We start from the raw sequence: 16241 nt of genomic DNA, 5'->3' as shown, positions 1-16241 counted from the left end.
CCACGGCTCTTTTTTCACGGTGATCTCCATGGTTCGCATTCATCTCGCTATCGATCTGCAGTACGACGTGGCGCCCCCCAGCGCCGATTTCATCTTCAACGTGCAGGCCGCTCACGCGCCACAGCAGAAAGTGGTGTGGGAAGAGCTGCAGGTGAGCCAGCCGGTGCCCATGGTCATGCACACCGATGCCGCCACCCGCAACCGCACCCTACGCCTCACCGCTGGCCCCGGTCCACTCACACTGCGCTACCGCGCCACGCTGGACATCACCCACCACGTGGCCCAGCCCGACAGCGTGTTTGAAACCCCGGTGGCCCAGTTGCCCACCGACGTGTTGAGCTACATCTATCCCAGCCGCTACTGCCAGTCCGACTGTGTGACCGCCATGGCCATGGAGCTGTTTGGTCAGATGCCGCAGGGCTACCGCCGTGTACAGGCCATCAAGGACTGGGTGCAGAGTCAGGTCACGTTCGAGTCCAACACCAGCAACTCCATGACATCGGCGCTGGACACGCTGAACGACCACAAAGGCGTGTGTCGCGATTTCGCCCATCTCATGATCACCATGTGCCGCGCGTTGAACATCCCGGCCCGCTTCACCACAGCCATCGACTACGGTGCCGACCCGGCGCTCGGCCCCACCGACTTCCATGCCTATGTGGAGGTGTACCTGGGGCACCGCTGGTACATGTTTGACCCATCGGGCACCGCCATTCCCATGGGCTTCATCCGCATCGGTACCGGACGCGACGCGGCCGATGCCTCGTTTGCCACCATCTTTGGCGGCGTGAACGCCCAGGCGCCACGCATCGACATCTCTGCCCAGGTGAACGCGCAGAACGGCTGGCAGATGCCGGTGCACCGTGAAGAAGCGCTCTCCACCGACTCGGCATTCACCTGGAACATGGTGGACGCGGCCTGACCCTGGCGCCCGCCACGGCGCTTGTGGTCCAATAGCGGTTTTTCCTCCAACTTTCTCAGGATGCAGCCATGGGCAACAAAATCGTCACCGAAGCCGACCGCAGAGCCACCCCCCGTCCCACGCCCGTGCCTGGCGTTTCGCTGACCACCCCCGGCCGCGGTCAACGCGTGAGCCTGGAGCGCGGCGTAGCCACGCGCAGCAAGAAGAACCCCGGCAAGCGCTCGAAAAAGGGCGGCTGATCCGCCTTCGCGTTTCAGGCATCGCCCATGCAAAAGGCCCGCTTAAGCGGGCCTTTTGCATGGGCGATTCAGCACTTCAGTTGCTCCGCCGCGCAGCGCGCGACCCACGACGTACGAAGTGGTCCCATCCAGGGGCACCGCCGGGCCGGCTTTGCCGGACGGCCAGTGCCGCCCCCCTTGAGGGGGGTGACGCGAAGCGGCACGGGGGGTGTTTCATCTCACCTGGAAAACGTCAGAAACCGGCCCTTGTAGGCCACGCCGTCTTCCAGCTCGCGGTCGGCCGTGCGCATGATGAGGCCATAGCCCAGCGCCGCCATTTCCTGCCCGAACGCGGCCCGGTTGCTCCGGTCCGGGTCCACCACGATCACCTCACAGCCTGCGGCCGCATGCCGGTCGATGAAGCTGGCCAGTTGGGCCGGCTGCTGGCGCTCGTAGAGCAGGTCGCTGCCCACGATCAGGTCAAACCTGCCCAGCCAGGGGTTGGCCGTTGCCCAGTTGCCAGCCGCGTAGCGCATCGGGCCGAGACCATTCAACCGCAGGTTCTCCAGCAGAAAGGACTCGGCCAGCGGATGCCAGTCGCTGACCGTCACGTTGGCCCCCCGGCTGTGCAGCACCAGGCTGGTGAGCGCCAGGCCGGCACCAATCTCCAGAATGCGCTGGCCGCGCAGCGGATGGGTCAGCATGGCCAGCGCCAGCACGCGCGCCGATGGCCACACCTGGCCGAACAGCGACCAGCCGGCCGGCGGAATGCCAATCTCACCCGAGGTGTTCAGCGGATCGGCGTACTGCTGGTTGTCCACCAGGCTGCGGATCTGCCAGGGAGTATTGCCCAGCAGAAGGGTTTCGGTTTTGACCTGATAGCCGGGCATGGCTGTTTTCCTTGAAGTGGGCGCGTCGGGTGTTCAGATCGAACGGGCACAACGCTTCACAAGGACTCATTCCAGGGGAAAGCCATGCAGGCCGAAGAGGCACTGGCGTGCGCCAAGGGATTGGCGCTCGGCCACATTAACACGCTCCCAGGTCTACAATGCAGGCCTTCACCGGGGGTGCCGGACCACTGCTGTTTCTGCGCTGGTCAAGGGCTGAGAAATACCCCTCTCACCTGATCTGGGTTGTGCCAGCGTAGGGAGCGTGACAGACCCTATCCGCCTTGCCGGAAACCGCCTCTGCCACCGCCCTTCGCGGCGTTCATGAATTGGCGGTTGGCATGCAGCGACGAGTGTTTTCCCTGGCGACAGGCGGCTTTCTTTCCTTGGCACTGTTGGGCGGTACCGCACTGGCCCAAACTCCCAAGCCGGCAACCCTGCGCGTGCTCACCCACAGCTCCTTCGAGCTGCCGGCCGAACTGCTGGCCGGGTTCGAGCAGCAAGCCGGCGTGAAGCTGCAGATCGTCAGGGGCGGCGACGCCGGCGAGATGCTCAACAAGCTCATCCTCACCCGCGCCAAACCGGTTGCCGATGTGGTCTTCGGCATCGACAACACCTTGCTGCAGCGTGCGGTGGCCGCCAATGTGATCGAACCGTATGTGGGACCGGCCGCACAGCGCAAGGCCGCTGCCGGCATGGGCGAAACCGCAGATGCGACCGGCGTGGTGGCCGGCGTGGTGCCGGTGGACCATGGCTACGTTACCCTCAACATCGACAAGGCCTGGTTCGCCAAAGCGGGGCTGGCCTTGCCCACCCGCCTGGAGCAACTGGCCGAACCTGCCTACGCCAAACTGCTGGTGGTACAGAACCCCGCCACATCGAGCCCTGGCCTGGCTTTTCTGTTTGCCAACATTGCCGCCCTGGGCGAAGAAGCCGCGTTCGACTGGTGGGCGAAGTTGCGAACCAACGGTGTGAAGGTGGCCAAAGGCTGGACCGAGGCTTACTACACCGAATTCACCCGCAACGGCGGCACACGGCCCATCGTGGTGAGCTACGCCAGCAGCCCGGCCGCCGAGGTGTTTTTCAGCAAGGACAAGCTCAGCGAATCACCCACTGCCAACCTGTTCCTCAAAGGCGGTGTGTTCCGGCAGGTGGAAGGCGTGGCGCTGGTGAGGGGCGGCAACCCGGCCGCACGTGAAGGGGCCGGGCGGTTCATCGAATTTCTTCGCTCTGCTCCGGCCCAGCAGGCCCTTCAGACCACCATGTGGATGTATCCGGCCGAGGCTGGTGCACCCCGTGTGGAAGTGATGGAGCAGCACGCGGTGGAGCCCACCGCGTTTGACAATCCGCCTGCTGCGCAGATGGAGGAAAAGGGGCGGGCGTGGGTGCAGCGGTGGACAAAGGTGGTGTTGAAATAGCAGTGTCTGGCCTCGCATGAACGCGCGTGGGCGTTGGCTTCTCGTGGGGCCGCTGCTGTTCCTGGGGGTGTTGCTGGTGGCACCGGTGGTGCGGTTGCTGGTGGAGGGGCTGGGGGCTGCCGAGGTGTCTTGGTGGGCGGTCTGGCAGGACGATCATTTGCGGTGGCGGGTGGGGTGGTCGGTGGCGCAGGCGGGCATCACCTGCGTGTTGACGCTCTTGCTGGGGCTGCCGGTGGCCTGGGTGCTGGCGCGGCTGGAGTTTCCTGGTCGCGCCTCGGTGCTGCGATTGCTGATGCTGCCGTTTGTGGTGCCCACGCTGGTGGCGGCGATGGGGGTGCTGGCGCTGTGGGGGCCGCGGGGCTGGCTGGGTGAACCGATGGCGGCGGCGGGCTGGAGCCTGGAAGACACGCCCTGGCTGCTGTTGTACGGCAACCTGTTCTTCAACCTGTGTGTGGTGGCGCGTGCCGGGGTGGACGCGCTGGAGCAGGTGAGCGCGCAACGCGTGGCTGCTGCGCGCACGTTAGGTGCCACGCCTTGGCGTGCCTTCTGGCGCGTGGAATGGCCTGCGGTGGCGCCCTGGCTGGCGTCGGCTTTGTGTCTGGTGTTCCTCTACTGCTTCGCCGGTTTTGGTTTGGCGCTGATCCTCGGCGGGCAGCGCTACGCCACGGTGGAGGTGGAGATCTACACGCTGGTGGCCCATGACCTTGAGCTGGGCCAGGCGGGCGTGTTGGCAGTGTGGATGCTGCTGCTCACCGGTGCCGTGGCACTGGCCTACGCCGCCATCGAAAAGCGCCTGGCGGCACCCGGCCGAACGGTGCCCGTGATGCGCCAGCGCCCGCAGGGTGCAGGCCATTGGTTGGCGTTGGCGGGTGCGTTGGTGGTGCTGGTGGTGGTGTGTGCGGCGCCCTTGCTGGCGATCGTGATGCGCGCGCTGCATGCAGTGGTGTGGGGGCAGGGTGCGGCCGTGCTGAGGGAGCCTGAAACCCTTGCCGCGTTGGGCAACACCATGCGTTTTTCCGGGATGGCATTGGCGCTGGCCACGGCACTGGGCCTCACCCACGCGCTGGCGGTGCAGGTGCTGGATCGGGTGAGTGCCCTGCGCGGTGCCGGCGGCGTGCAATCCACAGCTGCGCTGGGCTGGCGCGCGGCGGCGTTTTTGCCGTTCGTGGTGTCGCCAGTGACGGTGGCATTTGGCCTGCTGCTCTTGTACCCGCAATGGACAGCCAGCCTGGGATTGCTGGTGGCCGCTTACGCGCTGCTGGCTTACCCTTTCGTGGCCAAGTCGCTGACTGCCGCGCTCGATGCGCTGCCGGCCAGCTACGCGCAGGCTGCGGCCACATTGGGCGCCCGTCCCTGGCGCATTTTTTGGCGGATCACGCTGCCGCTGGTGGCCACTGCCTTGCGCCGGGGCATGGCGTTTGCGGCAGCGACTGCATTGGGCGAATTCGCGGTGTCGCTGTTCCTTTCACGCCCTGAATGGACCACGCTCACCACGCTCATCTACCAGCGCCTGAGCCGCCCGGGTGCCGCCAACCTGGACGCCGCCTTGGTGCTGGCCTGTGTGCTCATGCTGCTGGCGCTGCTGGCCTTCGCCGGCATCGAAGGCCGGGCGCAGCGCCCCAACCCGGACAATGCGCGCCATGCTTGAACTGCGCGACATCAGAAAACAATGGGACCACCGCCAGCTGCTGGACGGCGTGAGCCTGAGTGTGGTGGCCGGCGAAACCGTGGCCCTGCTTGGCTCTTCCGGCAGCGGCAAGAGCACGCTGCTCAAGATCGTCGCCGGTCTGGATCAGCCCGAGTCCGGCAGCGTGTGGTTTGACGGTGTGGACATCACCCGCCTGCCCCCTGAGCGACGCGGCTTCGCACTCATGTTCCAGGATTTCGCGCTCTTTCCGCACCTGAACGTGGTCGACAATGTGGCCTTTGGCCTGGTGGAGCAAGGCGTGCGAAAAGCTGCCGCTCGCGAGCAGGCGCGCGCCATGCTGCAGCGCTTTGGTCTGGGCGATCGCGGGACCGCACGGGTGTGGACGCTCTCTGGCGGCGAACAACAACGTGTGGCTTTGGCGCGCGCCCTGATCACACAGCCCCGCGCGCTTCTGCTGGACGAACCCTTCAGTGCGCTCGACGCCACGTTGCGCGAACAGCTGCGCAGCGAATTCCGCGAACGCATCACCGAGGCCGGCATGACGGCCATTCTGGTCACCCACGACGAGCAGGAGGCCCGCGCCATGGCGCAGCGTGCCTGGGGCCTGCAGGGTGGGCAACTGGTGGCGCTGTGGTGAGCGTGCGGCACAATGGCCGGGCACCCGCGTTGAGGTGTGTTTGACGGGAGTTGCACATGGGCTGGTTTTCCAAGAGCACCGATCAGTTTTTCCTCAGCACCACCTTGCCCGAAGGCATCGCGCTCAACCAGTACCTGGGCGTGGTCAATGGTGAAGCCATCATTGGCGCCAACATCTTTCGCGACATGTTTTCTTCGGTGCGCGATGTAGTGGGTGGCCGGGCCGGTGGCTACGAGCGCGCCCTGGCCGGCGCGCGCGATGCGGCCATGGCCGAGCTCATTGAAGCCGCCAAAGAGTTGGGGGCCACCGGTGTGATCGGCATCGATTTCGACTACGAGGTGCTGGGGGAGACAAACGGCATGATGATGGTGGCCGTGAGCGGCACGGCGGTGAAGCTGACCTGACACCGCTTCCTTGCGACTTCAAACGCCGTCTCTCAACTGTTGCCCGCCGCTTTCCCTTCCGACATGGACGCCTACATCATCATCGGCAACACCCGCACCCGCAAGGCGTCGCTGGTGCGCAGCCTCACGGGCTGCTTCAACCGCAGCGTGCGCGACATCCTTCTGCAAGGCTCAAAGCGACCCCAACGCTTCTACGCCCGCGTGGGCACGCTGCAGGACACCCACACCACCATCGAGCAGTTCGCGGCCGAAGCCAACCGCTCGCGTTGCGACGCCACGGTGTTCTGCCTGTCACCCACGGCCAACAGGAATGAGTCCGTCGAACTGCCCGATGCCGCAGCTTACGTGGCCGCCTTTCGGCAGATGGGCTGGCGCATCAAGGGTGTGGCCGTGCTCGGACAGAACGACGGCGGTGTGCGCGCCCCCAACCTGCGCCAATACCCCCATGCACCGGCGGCACCTGTCAATGTGACGGCGCGGGATGTGAGGGCGCAGTTCGGATGGGTGTGACTGGATCTCATGGCCTGCATGCAGGCCTGCCCGGTCCGGGCGCCTGGCACCTCAACATCTAGGCATGGGCACGTCCGTGCAATGGCCACACGCAGCGTTGTTTCGCCCTCCGTCCGGGGCCAGACTTTTCCCACATTCGGCATAGCAGGCAGAGGCCGAGTCGAAGGCCTCCCACTTTGCCTTGCATGAATCCTGGCTGCGTTGGGCGCCCGAAGGTCGGCGGGCCTGCTCTGTCGGGTGGGGTGCTGCAGGAGGTGTCAGGGGGAGCGCCTCCGAAGAGGTTGTCGACTCGCTTTGCCCCTCGGGCGCCTTTCGGACTTCAAAGCGGTCCGCCACGTTGGGAGGCGGCACCTTGACCTCCGGGCTGGCGTTGTTCTTGGGCCGCACGGCCGCATCGCCAAAGTGCTTCTTCCCATCGGCGTCAGTCCATGTATAGACCTGTGCCAGACTCGCGCCGCTGATCGCAAAAAGGCATGCCCATAGCCAGCCTATCCCCGCCTTATGCCATGCGCTCATGTTCAGCCCCTGCTTCGTTGATCTACGGCAAGGATAGTCCATGTGGCTTAAGCAGAGGCACCACCGCACAATGGGATCTCTGCAATTGGCCTCAGGCGTCAATCTGCATCGACGGCCGCGCCTGCACCTTCTGCAGCCAGGCCAGCGTGGTCGGGTGCGCGGCCACAGGCGCTCCAATGTGGGCGCTGTAGCCGATCACCGAGGCCACGATCAGGTCCACCAGTGTGTATTTGTCGCCGAGCATCCAGGCCTGCTGGTTCAGGCGGCCATCGAGCACGGTCAGCAGTTCGTCCAGGCCTTTGCGCGCGGCGGTGCCGTGCGCATCATCGGGTGTGCCCAGGTCGTTGGCGGCCTGCAGGCGCACCAGTTGCGCGCCATAAGTCACGTACGACCAGGTGCTCCATGCCATGGCCTGCAGCCGTTCAGGTGTGCCTTCGGCGGGCCACAGGCCGCTCTTGACGCCGTAGGTCTGGCCCAGCCACATCTCGATCGCCAGCGCCTCGAACATCGGCGCGCCGTCGACCGTCAACGTGGGCACCTTTCCGTTGGGGTTCAGGGCCAGGTAGTCGGGCCGACGCTGTTCACCTTTGGTGATGTCGACCTTGATGCGCTTGTGCGGCACGTCCAGTTCGGCGAGGGCGCAGGCGACAGGGGAGGCGCTGGACATGGGGTGCCAGTAGAGAACGATCTGGGACATGAGGGGCTCCTTTGAAGTGTGGATGGCGGGTTCAACACCGTGCCGAACCCGTGACTGCAATGTCGCCCAAATTGCGGACAGTTTTAGCCCTCAATAGAAGTTAGCATGTGGCCATGTTGTCATCCTCTTCGCGCTTGCTTCGGGTGCTGTCGTTGTTGCAGACCCGCAGCCATTGGGCAGGTCCCGAACTGGCCGAGCGCCTGGCCGTGCACCCGCGTACGCTGCGCCGCGACATCGACCGGCTGCGCCAGCTCGGCTACCCGATCCACGCCAGCAGCGGTGTGGCGGGCGGCTATGCGTTTCGCGCTGGCCGGTCCCTGCCGCCGCTGCTGCTGGACGACGAAGAGGCGCTGGCCGTGGCCATCGCGCTGCAGATCGCCGCGGCCGGTACCGTGAGCGGCGTCGAAGAGAGCTCGCTGCGCGCGCTGGTGAAGCTTGAGCAGGTGATGCCCGCGCGCCTGCGTCGCCGCACCGATGCATTGCGCTCGGCCATCCTGCCAATGCAGCGCATCGGGCCGACCATCGACGCCGGCGTGCTGGCCACACTGGCCACCGCCTGCCGCGACCAGCTGCAGGTGGGCTTTGCCTACCGCGACGTCAAGGGCCGCAGCACCGCGCGCATGGTGGAGCCACAGGGCCTGGTGCACACCGGGAATCACTGGTACCTGGTGGCCTGGGACCCGGCGCGCGACGACTGGCGCACCTTTCGCATCGATCGCGTGGAGAGCGAGCCCGTCAACGGCGTGCACTTCGCGCCGCGCCCTGGACCCGGCGGTGGCGACCTGCGCGCCTACGTGGCGGGTGGGATCGCTGTAGACATTCAGGGCGAAGAGGCGAGGGTGGTGCTGCACCAGCCCATGGAAGTGATGGCGCCGCGCATCCCGCCCGCGGCGGCGTTGCTGGAAGCCATCGATGACACGCGCTGCCTGATGCGCTGCCCCGCGCACCAGCTCGACTGGCTGGTGTACTGGCTGATGTCGCTGAACGTGGAGTTCGAAGCGCAGGCACCGCCGGCGCTCATCGACCGGTTGCGCGCGGCGGGGGAGCGGGTGGCGCGGGCGCTGGGCGGGATGGCCGGAACCAGGCCGATCTACGGCAACCGCCGCAAATGACGGAACTGGGTGGCGATGCCCATGTCGTTTCCATTTTCTTTGCGAACGTAGGCCACCAGGTCACCGGCTGAAAATGCCACCTCGTCAAACACGAACGGCGCCATCACGAGGAAGACGTCCCATTCCTCGACGTGGTCCGCCACGTCGGTTCGCGCAACACCCACGCGTCCGGCGCCATGCATCGTCCATGTCGAGACGCCCGGGTGGCGTCTAGCCACTTCCAGGTCATCGGCCTTGGCGAACGGGCATGTGGCCGCCAGGCCAGCAATGACAGCATGCCTCTTGCCGCAGGGGAGAGAAGGGGCACGGAAAGTTGGCCCACATGGCCATGGCAAGGGCCCGGGGCGTCACGGTGCTCTGTGCTCCGGTTGCCTGCAAGAACGTCACGAGTTGCTGGCGGATGGCGGCGGTGGAAGCGGACTTCTCGATGCACAGCGTGGAATCCTGGTGCATGTGCACCATGTCCTCGATGAACTGGTCCATCTGCGCCGTCTGTGCCTGGGTGCCACCAACCGCACCCAGCGCCAAGACCATGGAGATGGCGCAATTCCGAACAGCTGCAGGCCGTTTCAACGGCACTCCTTGAATGCCCGTTCCATGATGCTTAACAGCCGAAGAGACAAGACTTGTCCAGAGTCACTTCGATCGTCTGGCCGTCAGCGGGCACGACGACGCGTTTCTCGAAGGTCACCCCTTCTTGAAATGCGTAGGTGTTGACGGTGATCTGGTCGTTCGATCCAACGTAATTTCCCCCAGCCGTGTACACGTCCGTTCGCCCGATCACCTCTACCTGGTTGCGGGTTCGTTCGTAGGAGAAGTCGGTGATCAACAGGTATTCGCCTGCGGGCATGTTGGTGAACATGAAGCTGCCCTTGTCGTCCAGAATCTGGGTGCGCATGAAGTGCTTCAGGATGGCCTGGGGAATGTGCTTCGGCATTTTCTGGTCGCGCTTCACCTGCTCGTACCAGACCTTGAATTCGTCGGTCATCCAGATCAGCCCGACCGCCTCGCTGCCCTTGGGCGGATACTTCCTGGGCGCCAGAAAAGCACCCTTGAAGTACGCCTGTCCCATGATGACGGACGTGCCCAGCGGCCGGATTTCCGCCGTGGCCTCTTTCAGGGTCTGGCCCGCGAACTGCCGGCCCTCCAGGCAGTCGAGCATGGCGTTGCGTGCCAGTGCCAGGCCGTCGTAGTCCAGCGAGAAAACCGTGGTGCCTTCCAGCCGGATCTGCATGTTGTGTTCGCTGTCACGCATGGACTTCATGGTCTGCCGGATGTCGCCAGCCGCAACGGCAAGAAGGCCCTCCTGCGAACCCTGCTGGCGCGGAAGCTGCGTGGCACGCAGTTGCGTGGACGCCAGCCTGTGCTGCACCAGTTCCACCTGAATGTCCTGGGCGGATGGGGACGATGGGATGTCTTCCCCGTTGAACAGGATCACGGCGCCGGGCGTTTTTCTGGTGGGCCCCAGCAGGGTGAAGCCGGATCGCTTCTTTCTTGCCGACTCGAACTTCACCGAGCAGTTCATGCGCGGGTTTGCCGGGTCCTCATACAGCATCCAGGCGCCCAACCCGGACTTGGTCACCAGCATGGTTTTTCCGTCCGCATGGAATGGCAACCCAGGGCCGGGCGATGCGGGGCCGCCCGGTTGGGCAGCACTTGCAGTGGCCACCATGCCGGCCAACAGGAGCGGCCAGAGCATGTGCCGGACCCTCTGCGCGATGGGCCGTTCAGGCGTGGGCATTTTTCATTTCCGGGCTGCGGGAACATCCGGCACATTCAACAGGCCATGGCATGGATTGATACCCAGTTGACTGGACGAACCGGAGATGCGCACGTCAGCGACGCGCCAGATATTCGCTTTGTCCTGCAGCATCACGAACTGCGCCTCGCAGTGGGTGCGCACGCCTTGCTCCAGAACGCGACCGCTGGGGGCGTGCACCATCGCCGAGGTGTTGTCAAAAGACTGGTCGTAGCCCAGAAACTTCAGGTTGCCGGACTGCGCGACGGCCGGGGCACCGATTCTGGCGGCGACTTCGCTTTCCTCTTGGGCCAGCCACACCATCAATGCCGAAGCTTCCATGTTGCTGAGTGAACGCTTGCCGCGCACCTTGGCCGCCGCTTCCACGAACCCGTGCTCGGCCTGCATCTTCTTGAGCTTGGGCAGGTACTTCTTGTTCGTTATCTGCACGGCGTCGTCCATCTGCTTCTGGATGGCGGCGTACTGGGCCTCGTTGCGGGCCTTGTCCTGCGGGCTGAGCTTTTTCACCCAAAGCCCGGAAGGGTCCGGCCGTTTGCTGTCTTTCCAGAGCACGTTCCAGCTCAGGTCCAGCAGCGCGATAGCGGTTCTGGCTTCGAGTGGATGCACCGGCTCCACCAGGCCGATCTTCTGCAGCTCGGTGTTGAAGCGGCCCACGTCGAACGGACCCTGGGACATGGCCGCCTGCAAGGCATTGCGCACATCCTCGCCCTGGCAGGCGAACTTCTGTGCCTTGATCATCAGCGGGCGGGCATCCTTGGCCCACCGCGTTTCCGCCAGCGGCCGGTTCGACAAATCGACCCTGGGCACGGTGTAGCTGCGTGCGGCAATGCGCATGTTCACCGGGTCGTTCCACCTGGCCGGGTCGTTCCAGCCATCTGCGATGACAGACGGGTTGTATGGCTTGCCCTCCTGTCTGGCGGTGGCCGCCTTTTGCGCCTCGCTGTAAGACGAGGCCCGGTACTTGTTCATGCACTCAAACTGCAGCTTCAGTTCGGTCCACTCCGGCGCGGTGGCAGACTCGTGAACCACCAGGACGGGCATTTCCCAGACACTGGTCCTGGCCATGATGTCGTTGCCTGTGCCGAGGGTGCTGTCCACCTCGGATCGTTCGGTGGTGTGGGTGATCTCGGCAAAATAGGCTTCCCGATGGCCGGGTTGGCCCTGTTGGTGGAAGAGAACCCACCCTGCAAGGGCGGTGTTGCTCAAGGTGGCCAGCAGGCACAGGCCTGCCAGTCTGTACGTCTGACGCATCACGAAGCTCCATTCACGCGTGAACAGCATTGGGGCGTCAACTGCCTTTTCGTTTGCAACTGGGCGGGTTGGTCATGCCGAAGCTCAGCAGGTTGCCGCCATTGAGGACGCAGTTGTATTCCTTGCCATCGCGCCCCTTGACGGCGTAAAAGGTGTTGGTGCCTTCGGTGCGCCGGTTAAGCAGCGACAGCTCGCCCGGCGACAGGCCAAGCGAGCCTGCCGCTTCAGATTTCAGTCGGTCGTCGGAGAGGCTGTTGGTGGAGCTGGCAATGCTGCCGCAGCCGCCCAGGGAAACGAGCGCGGCCAGGGCCAGGGCGAGGGATTTGATGTGAACCATTCGAGGCGTTCCTTGTTGTCGTTGCTGGAATGGCCTCGATGGTATGCAGCGGGTGTCCCGGTTTGAATAGCACCAAAGGGTAGGTTGTTGGCGCGCGACGTCATGTTCCGAAGACCTGGCCCAGGAAGGCACGCAGTTGCATGGGCTTGACGGGCTTGGCCAGAAGGGGCAGGCCTGCGTCCGCGGCGCGTTGCGCCTGTGCATCACCCACGTCGCCCGTGACCAGCAGCGCCGGCAGTTCCTTGCCGAGCGAGCTCCGTACCGCGAGCACGGCGTCGATGCCACTGGCGCCGCCGGCGAGCCGCAGGTCGGCAAGCACCGCCTCAGGCTCGAATCCCTCGGTCAGTCGCTGGCGCGCACTGACCACGTCCTCTGCCGACCGTACTTCACACCCCCAGGCGCACAGCAAACCGATCAGCGCCGCACGTGAGTCGGCGTCGTCCTCGACCACCAGCACACGGCGCTGTGCCAGCAGCGCGTCGTGCGGTGGGGCTGGTGCTGCGGTGGCGGCTGGGGCGGCATCGTGCAGCGGCAGCGTGATGCAGAACACGCTGCCTTGCCCGAGCGTGGACTGCACCTGGACGCGCAAGTCCAGCAGCTCGCCCAGGCGCTTGACGGTCGCCAGGCCCAGCCCGACGCCCAAGCGCCTGTCTCGCGCCGGGTTGCCCACCTGATAGAACTCCTCGAAGATGCGCGGCAGCTCGTGCGCGGCGATACCGATGCCGCTGTCCTCCACGCTGACCTCGACGCGATCGCCCCGCACCCGGGAGGCCAGGCGTACAACACCATGCTCCGTGTAGCGCAGTGCGTTGGACAACAAGTTGGCCAGCACACGGGCGACGAGACGGCGGTCACTGCGCACCGCCAAGGCGCTGCTGTCGATGTCCAGCTTCAGGCCTTTGTGCCTGGCCTGCAGGTCGTAGGTTCGCACCACCTCGCGCAGCAGTGGGTCGAGTGCGAATGCTTCCGGCCGTGGCACAACGCCCGCGGCATCCACCTGAGCCAGTTCGAGCAGTTCGTCAACGATCTGCGTCATGCTGTCGACGCATTCAACCAGGCGCGTCGGCACCTCGTCGGCGCGCGCCGCAGCACCGCCCTCGTTCAGCGTGTGTGCGAGCAGACCCATGGCGTGCAAGGGCTGGCGCAAGTCGTGGTTGGCGGCGGCAAAGAAGCGTGCCTTTGCGTCGTGGGCCCGTTCGGCGCGCTGGTTCTCCAGCCGCAGGGCCTCGATCAGCGCGGCGTTCTTGCGCCGCTCGGCCTGCGTCTGCGCCAGGGCCTGCGCCTGACGGCGCCCCCCTTGCAAGGTGTACAGGCCGGTGGCCACCACCAGCGCCGCAAGCGTCAGGTGGTAGGCGTCGCCAATCCACAAGTCGCGCAATGCCAACGGCCCCATCACGCAGACGACGAAGGCGACGAACACGGGATAGAAGGGTGGAAGGGGCACCGTGGCGCCGATGGCGATCGACGCCATGACGATATGCAGCAGCGACTCGACCTCCGGTGCCGCCGGCCGCAGCCAGATCAGGCTCAGGGAGCCGAGCAGCAGCCCTTGCAGCAAGATGGTGCCGAACGCCCAGGCGGCCCAGCGGTGCAGGCGATCGCGTGCCGGGCGCAGGCGGTGGTAGCGGCGCGCGCCTGCCATGCGCGCCACGCTGACGAGAACAAAAGCGAGCATCCAGGCGTCGGCCGCGTCGAATCCTTCACCGCTGCGGAATGCCCAATACAGGATCAGGGCCGCCACCGTGGTCATCAGCGACGTCAACGACGTGAACCGAAACAGGTGGTCAAGCTGCTCGCCTTCGAACCCCTCGAGCCAGGCGCGCAGACGCGGCCATAGCATCTACAACAGCCCCTGCTCGCGTGCCCGCACCAGCAAATGGGTGCGGTTGCGTGCACCCAGCGTTTCGAGCAACGCGGTGACGTGCAGCTTCACCGTGCGCTCGGCAATGCCCAGCTCGAGCGCGATGCGTTTGTTGGGCTGGCCTTGGGCCACCAGGGTCAGCACCTCCATCTGGCGCGCGGTGGCCCCCGCCCTGATGCGCAGGGCCGCATCGTCGAACACCACGTCGCCGTTGGCCACGCGCTGCAGCGCCGCCAGCAGCGCCGCAATGGATGCCGACTTGCCCAGGAAGCCGCTGGCTCCGGCCGCGCGCGCCCGCAACGCCAGCGCCGGGTCTTCATCGCCGGAGATCAGCACGCGGGCGACCATGGGGAAACGCTCGCCGAAACACCGCAGCCCGGCCAGGCCGTCGGTGTCGCCCAGACGGTAGTCGATCAGCACGATATCGAGGTCCGGCCAGGCCGCCGCCTGGTCCAGCCCGTCCTTGATGGTCGGCGCGGTGAGAACCTCGACGCTCGATGCCTGGCTCAAGGCGTGGGCAAACCCCACGCTGAACAGGGGATGATCGTCGATCAGCAGAAGCTTCATCGGCGAGACTTTAGCCGATGGCGCAAGGGTGAGGGGGCCGATCGATCCGTTCGATGTTTTGAGTGGCGTGCCGCTTCTTCAAGCCATGTCGGCGCGTGAGCCTCAGCCGCCGCGCAGCGCCTTCAGCAGCTTCTGCCCGGCGCGCCCGCTGGCCTCGTGGCCCAGACGTTCCTGCTCGGCGCGGATCGCCACGCGGCTCCTTTCGCCCAGCATGCCGTCCACTTCGCCAATGTCGTGGCCGCGCGCGATCAGCAGCGTCTGCACCTCGCGGCGCTCGGCGCGCGAGAGGCCGGGGTCGTCGGTGGGCCAGGGCGTGGTGAAGGGGCCGCCGCCGCGCAGACGGTCGGCCAGGTGGGCAATGGCCAGGCCGTAGCTCTCGGCGGCGTTGTAGCTGTAGATGGCATCGAAGTTGCGCAGCACCAGAAAGGCCGGACCTTCCGCACCGGCGGGCGTCATGAGACCCGCATTGCCCAGGCCGGTGGGAAAGGGCGACCCATCCACGCGGCGCAGCCCGCGTGAGGCCCATTCGCTCGTGGGGCGCTTGGTCCGGCGGCCTTCGCCGCTCACATTGCTGCCGGGTGGCAGGCGCACCTCAAAGCCCCAAGGTTGTCCGGTTTGCCAGCCGGCTTTCTGCAGGAAGTTGGCGGTGGAGGCCAAAGCGTCCACCGTGCTGTCCATCAGGTCGGCCTTGCCGTCGCCATCAAAGTCCACCGCCAGCCGCTCAAACGTGCTGGGCATGAACTGCGTGTGGCCAAACGCACCGGCCCACGACCCCACGAAGCGTTCGGGTGCGATGTGCCCGGCCTGCAGGATGCGCAACGCAGCAAACAGCTCGGTGCGGAAATAGGTCTGACGCCGCCCGAAGCACGACAGCGTGCCCAGCGACTGCACCAGGGGCGATTTGCCAAACGTTTGGCCAAAGTTGCTCTCCACGCCCCACACCGCCACCACGGTGGCCGGGTCCACGCCATAGCGTTCTTCCACCCGGGTCAATGTGTCGGCATGCTGCGCCAACAAGGCCCGCCCTTCGGCCACGCGCTCCTCGTCCACCAGCCCAGCCAGGTAGTCCCAGATGGCGGTGCGGAACTCCGGCTGGAAGTTCAGCTTGTCGATAACACTCATGTCAGGCGCCAGGCCCTGCGTGTGGCGGGTGAATGTGTCTTCTTGCACACCCGCTGCACGCGCTGGGGCGCGCAAGGTGTTCAGGCAACTGTCGAACTCGGGGCTCTGCGCCCAGGCAGGCACAGCAAGAAGGGCAGCACAAAGCAAAGAAGAAGATCGAAAAAGTGTCATCGCGGTTCGGGTGGAGAAGGTCAACAAAGTTCAGACAGAAAAGGCAATCAGTCGTTTCAGTGAACTACTGATCGATGAAGCTCGGCAGGCATGAAGTGCCTTCAAACAAGGGCACCCGAGGAACCGGCTTGTATGGTTGAGGGGTTGGGGTGGAGGGCCTGGAACTTCCGGCTATTGGCTCAGACCGACTGGCAAAGATTGCCC

The 16241-nt window shown here is 65.4% G+C and carries 19 protein-coding genes and 1 riboswitch; of the genes, 8 read left to right on the top strand and 11 right to left on the bottom strand.

Translation table 11 applies throughout. The features are described from left to right. The first annotated feature begins 28 nt into the window (after positions 1-28). The gene (locus J2W49_RS24580; RefSeq protein WP_310322253.1) at positions 29-922 is read left to right on the top strand and encodes a transglutaminase-like domain-containing protein; all 894 of its coding nucleotides are present in this window, start codon (positions 29-31) and stop codon (positions 920-922) included. 68 nt (positions 923-990) lie between these two features. After that, positions 991-1161, top strand: coding sequence for a hypothetical protein (locus J2W49_RS24575; RefSeq protein ID WP_310322251.1), 171 nt, complete (start codon positions 991-993; stop codon positions 1159-1161). A 218-nt stretch (positions 1162-1379) separates the two neighbouring features. Here J2W49_RS24575 and J2W49_RS24570 read toward each other — a convergent pair whose 3' ends face one another. Then, positions 1380-2030 carry a class I SAM-dependent methyltransferase gene (locus J2W49_RS24570; RefSeq protein WP_310322249.1) on the bottom strand — a complete coding sequence of 217 codons (651 nt, stop codon included), beginning with the start codon at positions 2028-2030 and terminating at the stop codon, positions 1380-1382. 163 nt (positions 2031-2193) lie between these two features. Next, positions 2194-2308: riboswitch (TPP riboswitch) on the top strand. A gap of 60 nt (positions 2309-2368) precedes the next feature. Between J2W49_RS24570 and J2W49_RS24565 the strand changes: the two genes are divergently transcribed. From J2W49_RS24565 to J2W49_RS24545, 5 genes are all read left to right on the top strand, one after another. Next, positions 2369-3445 carry a thiamine ABC transporter substrate-binding protein gene (locus tag J2W49_RS24565; protein ID WP_310322246.1) on the top strand — a complete coding sequence of 359 codons (1077 nt, stop codon included), beginning with the start codon at positions 2369-2371 and terminating at the stop codon, positions 3443-3445. 16 nt (positions 3446-3461) lie between these two features. Next, on the top strand, positions 3462-5093 hold the full coding sequence (locus J2W49_RS24560) for an ABC transporter permease (RefSeq protein WP_310322244.1): 1632 nt from the start codon (positions 3462-3464) through the stop codon (positions 5091-5093). Beyond that, entirely contained in the window at positions 5086-5730 is a 645-nt protein-coding gene (locus J2W49_RS24555) for an ABC transporter ATP-binding protein (protein WP_310322242.1), read from the top strand. The genes J2W49_RS24560 and J2W49_RS24555 overlap by 8 nt, the downstream gene beginning before the upstream one ends. 56 nt (positions 5731-5786) lie before the next feature. After that, positions 5787-6134 carry a heavy metal-binding domain-containing protein gene (locus J2W49_RS24550; RefSeq protein ID WP_310322241.1) on the top strand — a complete coding sequence of 116 codons (348 nt, stop codon included), beginning with the start codon at positions 5787-5789 and terminating at the stop codon, positions 6132-6134. Between the two features lie 63 nt (positions 6135-6197). Further along, positions 6198-6644, top strand: a complete 447-nt coding sequence (locus J2W49_RS24545) for a hypothetical protein (RefSeq protein WP_310322238.1) — start codon at positions 6198-6200, stop codon at positions 6642-6644. Between the two features lie 51 nt (positions 6645-6695). On the opposite strand, the gene J2W49_RS25790 is transcribed toward J2W49_RS24545, so the two are convergent. Beyond that, positions 6696-7160 carry a DUF4124 domain-containing protein gene (locus J2W49_RS25790; RefSeq protein WP_405001084.1) on the bottom strand — a complete coding sequence of 155 codons (465 nt, stop codon included), beginning with the start codon at positions 7158-7160 and terminating at the stop codon, positions 6696-6698. A 91-nt stretch (positions 7161-7251) separates the two neighbouring features. Beyond that, a complete protein-coding gene (locus J2W49_RS24540; RefSeq protein ID WP_310322235.1) occupies positions 7252-7857 on the bottom strand; it encodes a glutathione S-transferase family protein in 606 nt (201 codons plus the stop codon). A gap of 113 nt (positions 7858-7970) precedes the next feature. On the opposite strand from J2W49_RS24540, the gene J2W49_RS24535 reads away from it, so the two are divergent. Further along, complete coding sequence (locus tag J2W49_RS24535; RefSeq protein ID WP_310322233.1) at positions 7971-8969, top strand: helix-turn-helix transcriptional regulator; 999 nt, start codon at positions 7971-7973, stop codon at positions 8967-8969. Here J2W49_RS24535 and J2W49_RS24530 read toward each other — a convergent pair. From J2W49_RS24530 to J2W49_RS24495, 8 genes are all read right to left on the bottom strand, one after another. Beyond that, positions 8948-9187 (bottom strand): hypothetical protein, encoded by a 240-nt coding sequence (locus tag J2W49_RS24530; RefSeq protein WP_310322231.1) that lies wholly within the window; start codon positions 9185-9187, stop codon positions 8948-8950. The two genes, J2W49_RS24535 and J2W49_RS24530, sit on opposite strands and share 22 nt — an antisense overlap. 7 nt (positions 9188-9194) lie before the next feature. Then, a complete protein-coding gene (locus J2W49_RS24525; protein ID WP_310322229.1) occupies positions 9195-9542 on the bottom strand; it encodes a hypothetical protein in 348 nt (115 codons plus the stop codon). A 31-nt stretch (positions 9543-9573) separates the two neighbouring features. Continuing rightward, on the bottom strand, positions 9574-10668 hold the full coding sequence (locus J2W49_RS24520; protein ID WP_310322227.1) for a hypothetical protein: 1095 nt from the start codon (positions 10666-10668) through the stop codon (positions 9574-9576). 45 nt (positions 10669-10713) lie between these two features. Continuing rightward, complete coding sequence (locus J2W49_RS24515; protein WP_310322225.1) at positions 10714-11979, bottom strand: hypothetical protein; 1266 nt, start codon at positions 11977-11979, stop codon at positions 10714-10716. 37 nt (positions 11980-12016) lie between these two features. Beyond that, entirely contained in the window at positions 12017-12316 is a 300-nt protein-coding gene (locus tag J2W49_RS24510) for a hypothetical protein (RefSeq protein WP_310322223.1), read from the bottom strand. A gap of 100 nt (positions 12317-12416) precedes the next feature. Then, a complete protein-coding gene (locus J2W49_RS24505; RefSeq protein WP_310322221.1) occupies positions 12417-14156 on the bottom strand; it encodes a hybrid sensor histidine kinase/response regulator in 1740 nt (579 codons plus the stop codon). Continuing rightward, positions 14157-14744 (bottom strand): response regulator transcription factor, encoded by a 588-nt coding sequence (locus J2W49_RS24500; protein WP_310322220.1) that lies wholly within the window; start codon positions 14742-14744, stop codon positions 14157-14159. Positions 14745-14846: 102 nt separating this feature from the next. Continuing rightward, entirely contained in the window at positions 14847-16061 is a 1215-nt protein-coding gene (locus tag J2W49_RS24495; protein ID WP_405001083.1) for a lytic murein transglycosylase, read from the bottom strand. Between the last annotated feature and the right edge of the window lie 180 nt (positions 16062-16241).

The sequence above is a fragment of the Hydrogenophaga palleronii genome (genome assembly GCF_031457455.1).
GTDB classification, from domain to species: Bacteria; Pseudomonadota; Gammaproteobacteria; order Burkholderiales; family Burkholderiaceae_C; genus Hydrogenophaga; species Hydrogenophaga palleronii_A.
Note: the sequence above shows the minus strand (reverse complement) of the source record. Positions and strands in the feature narration are given on the sequence as shown.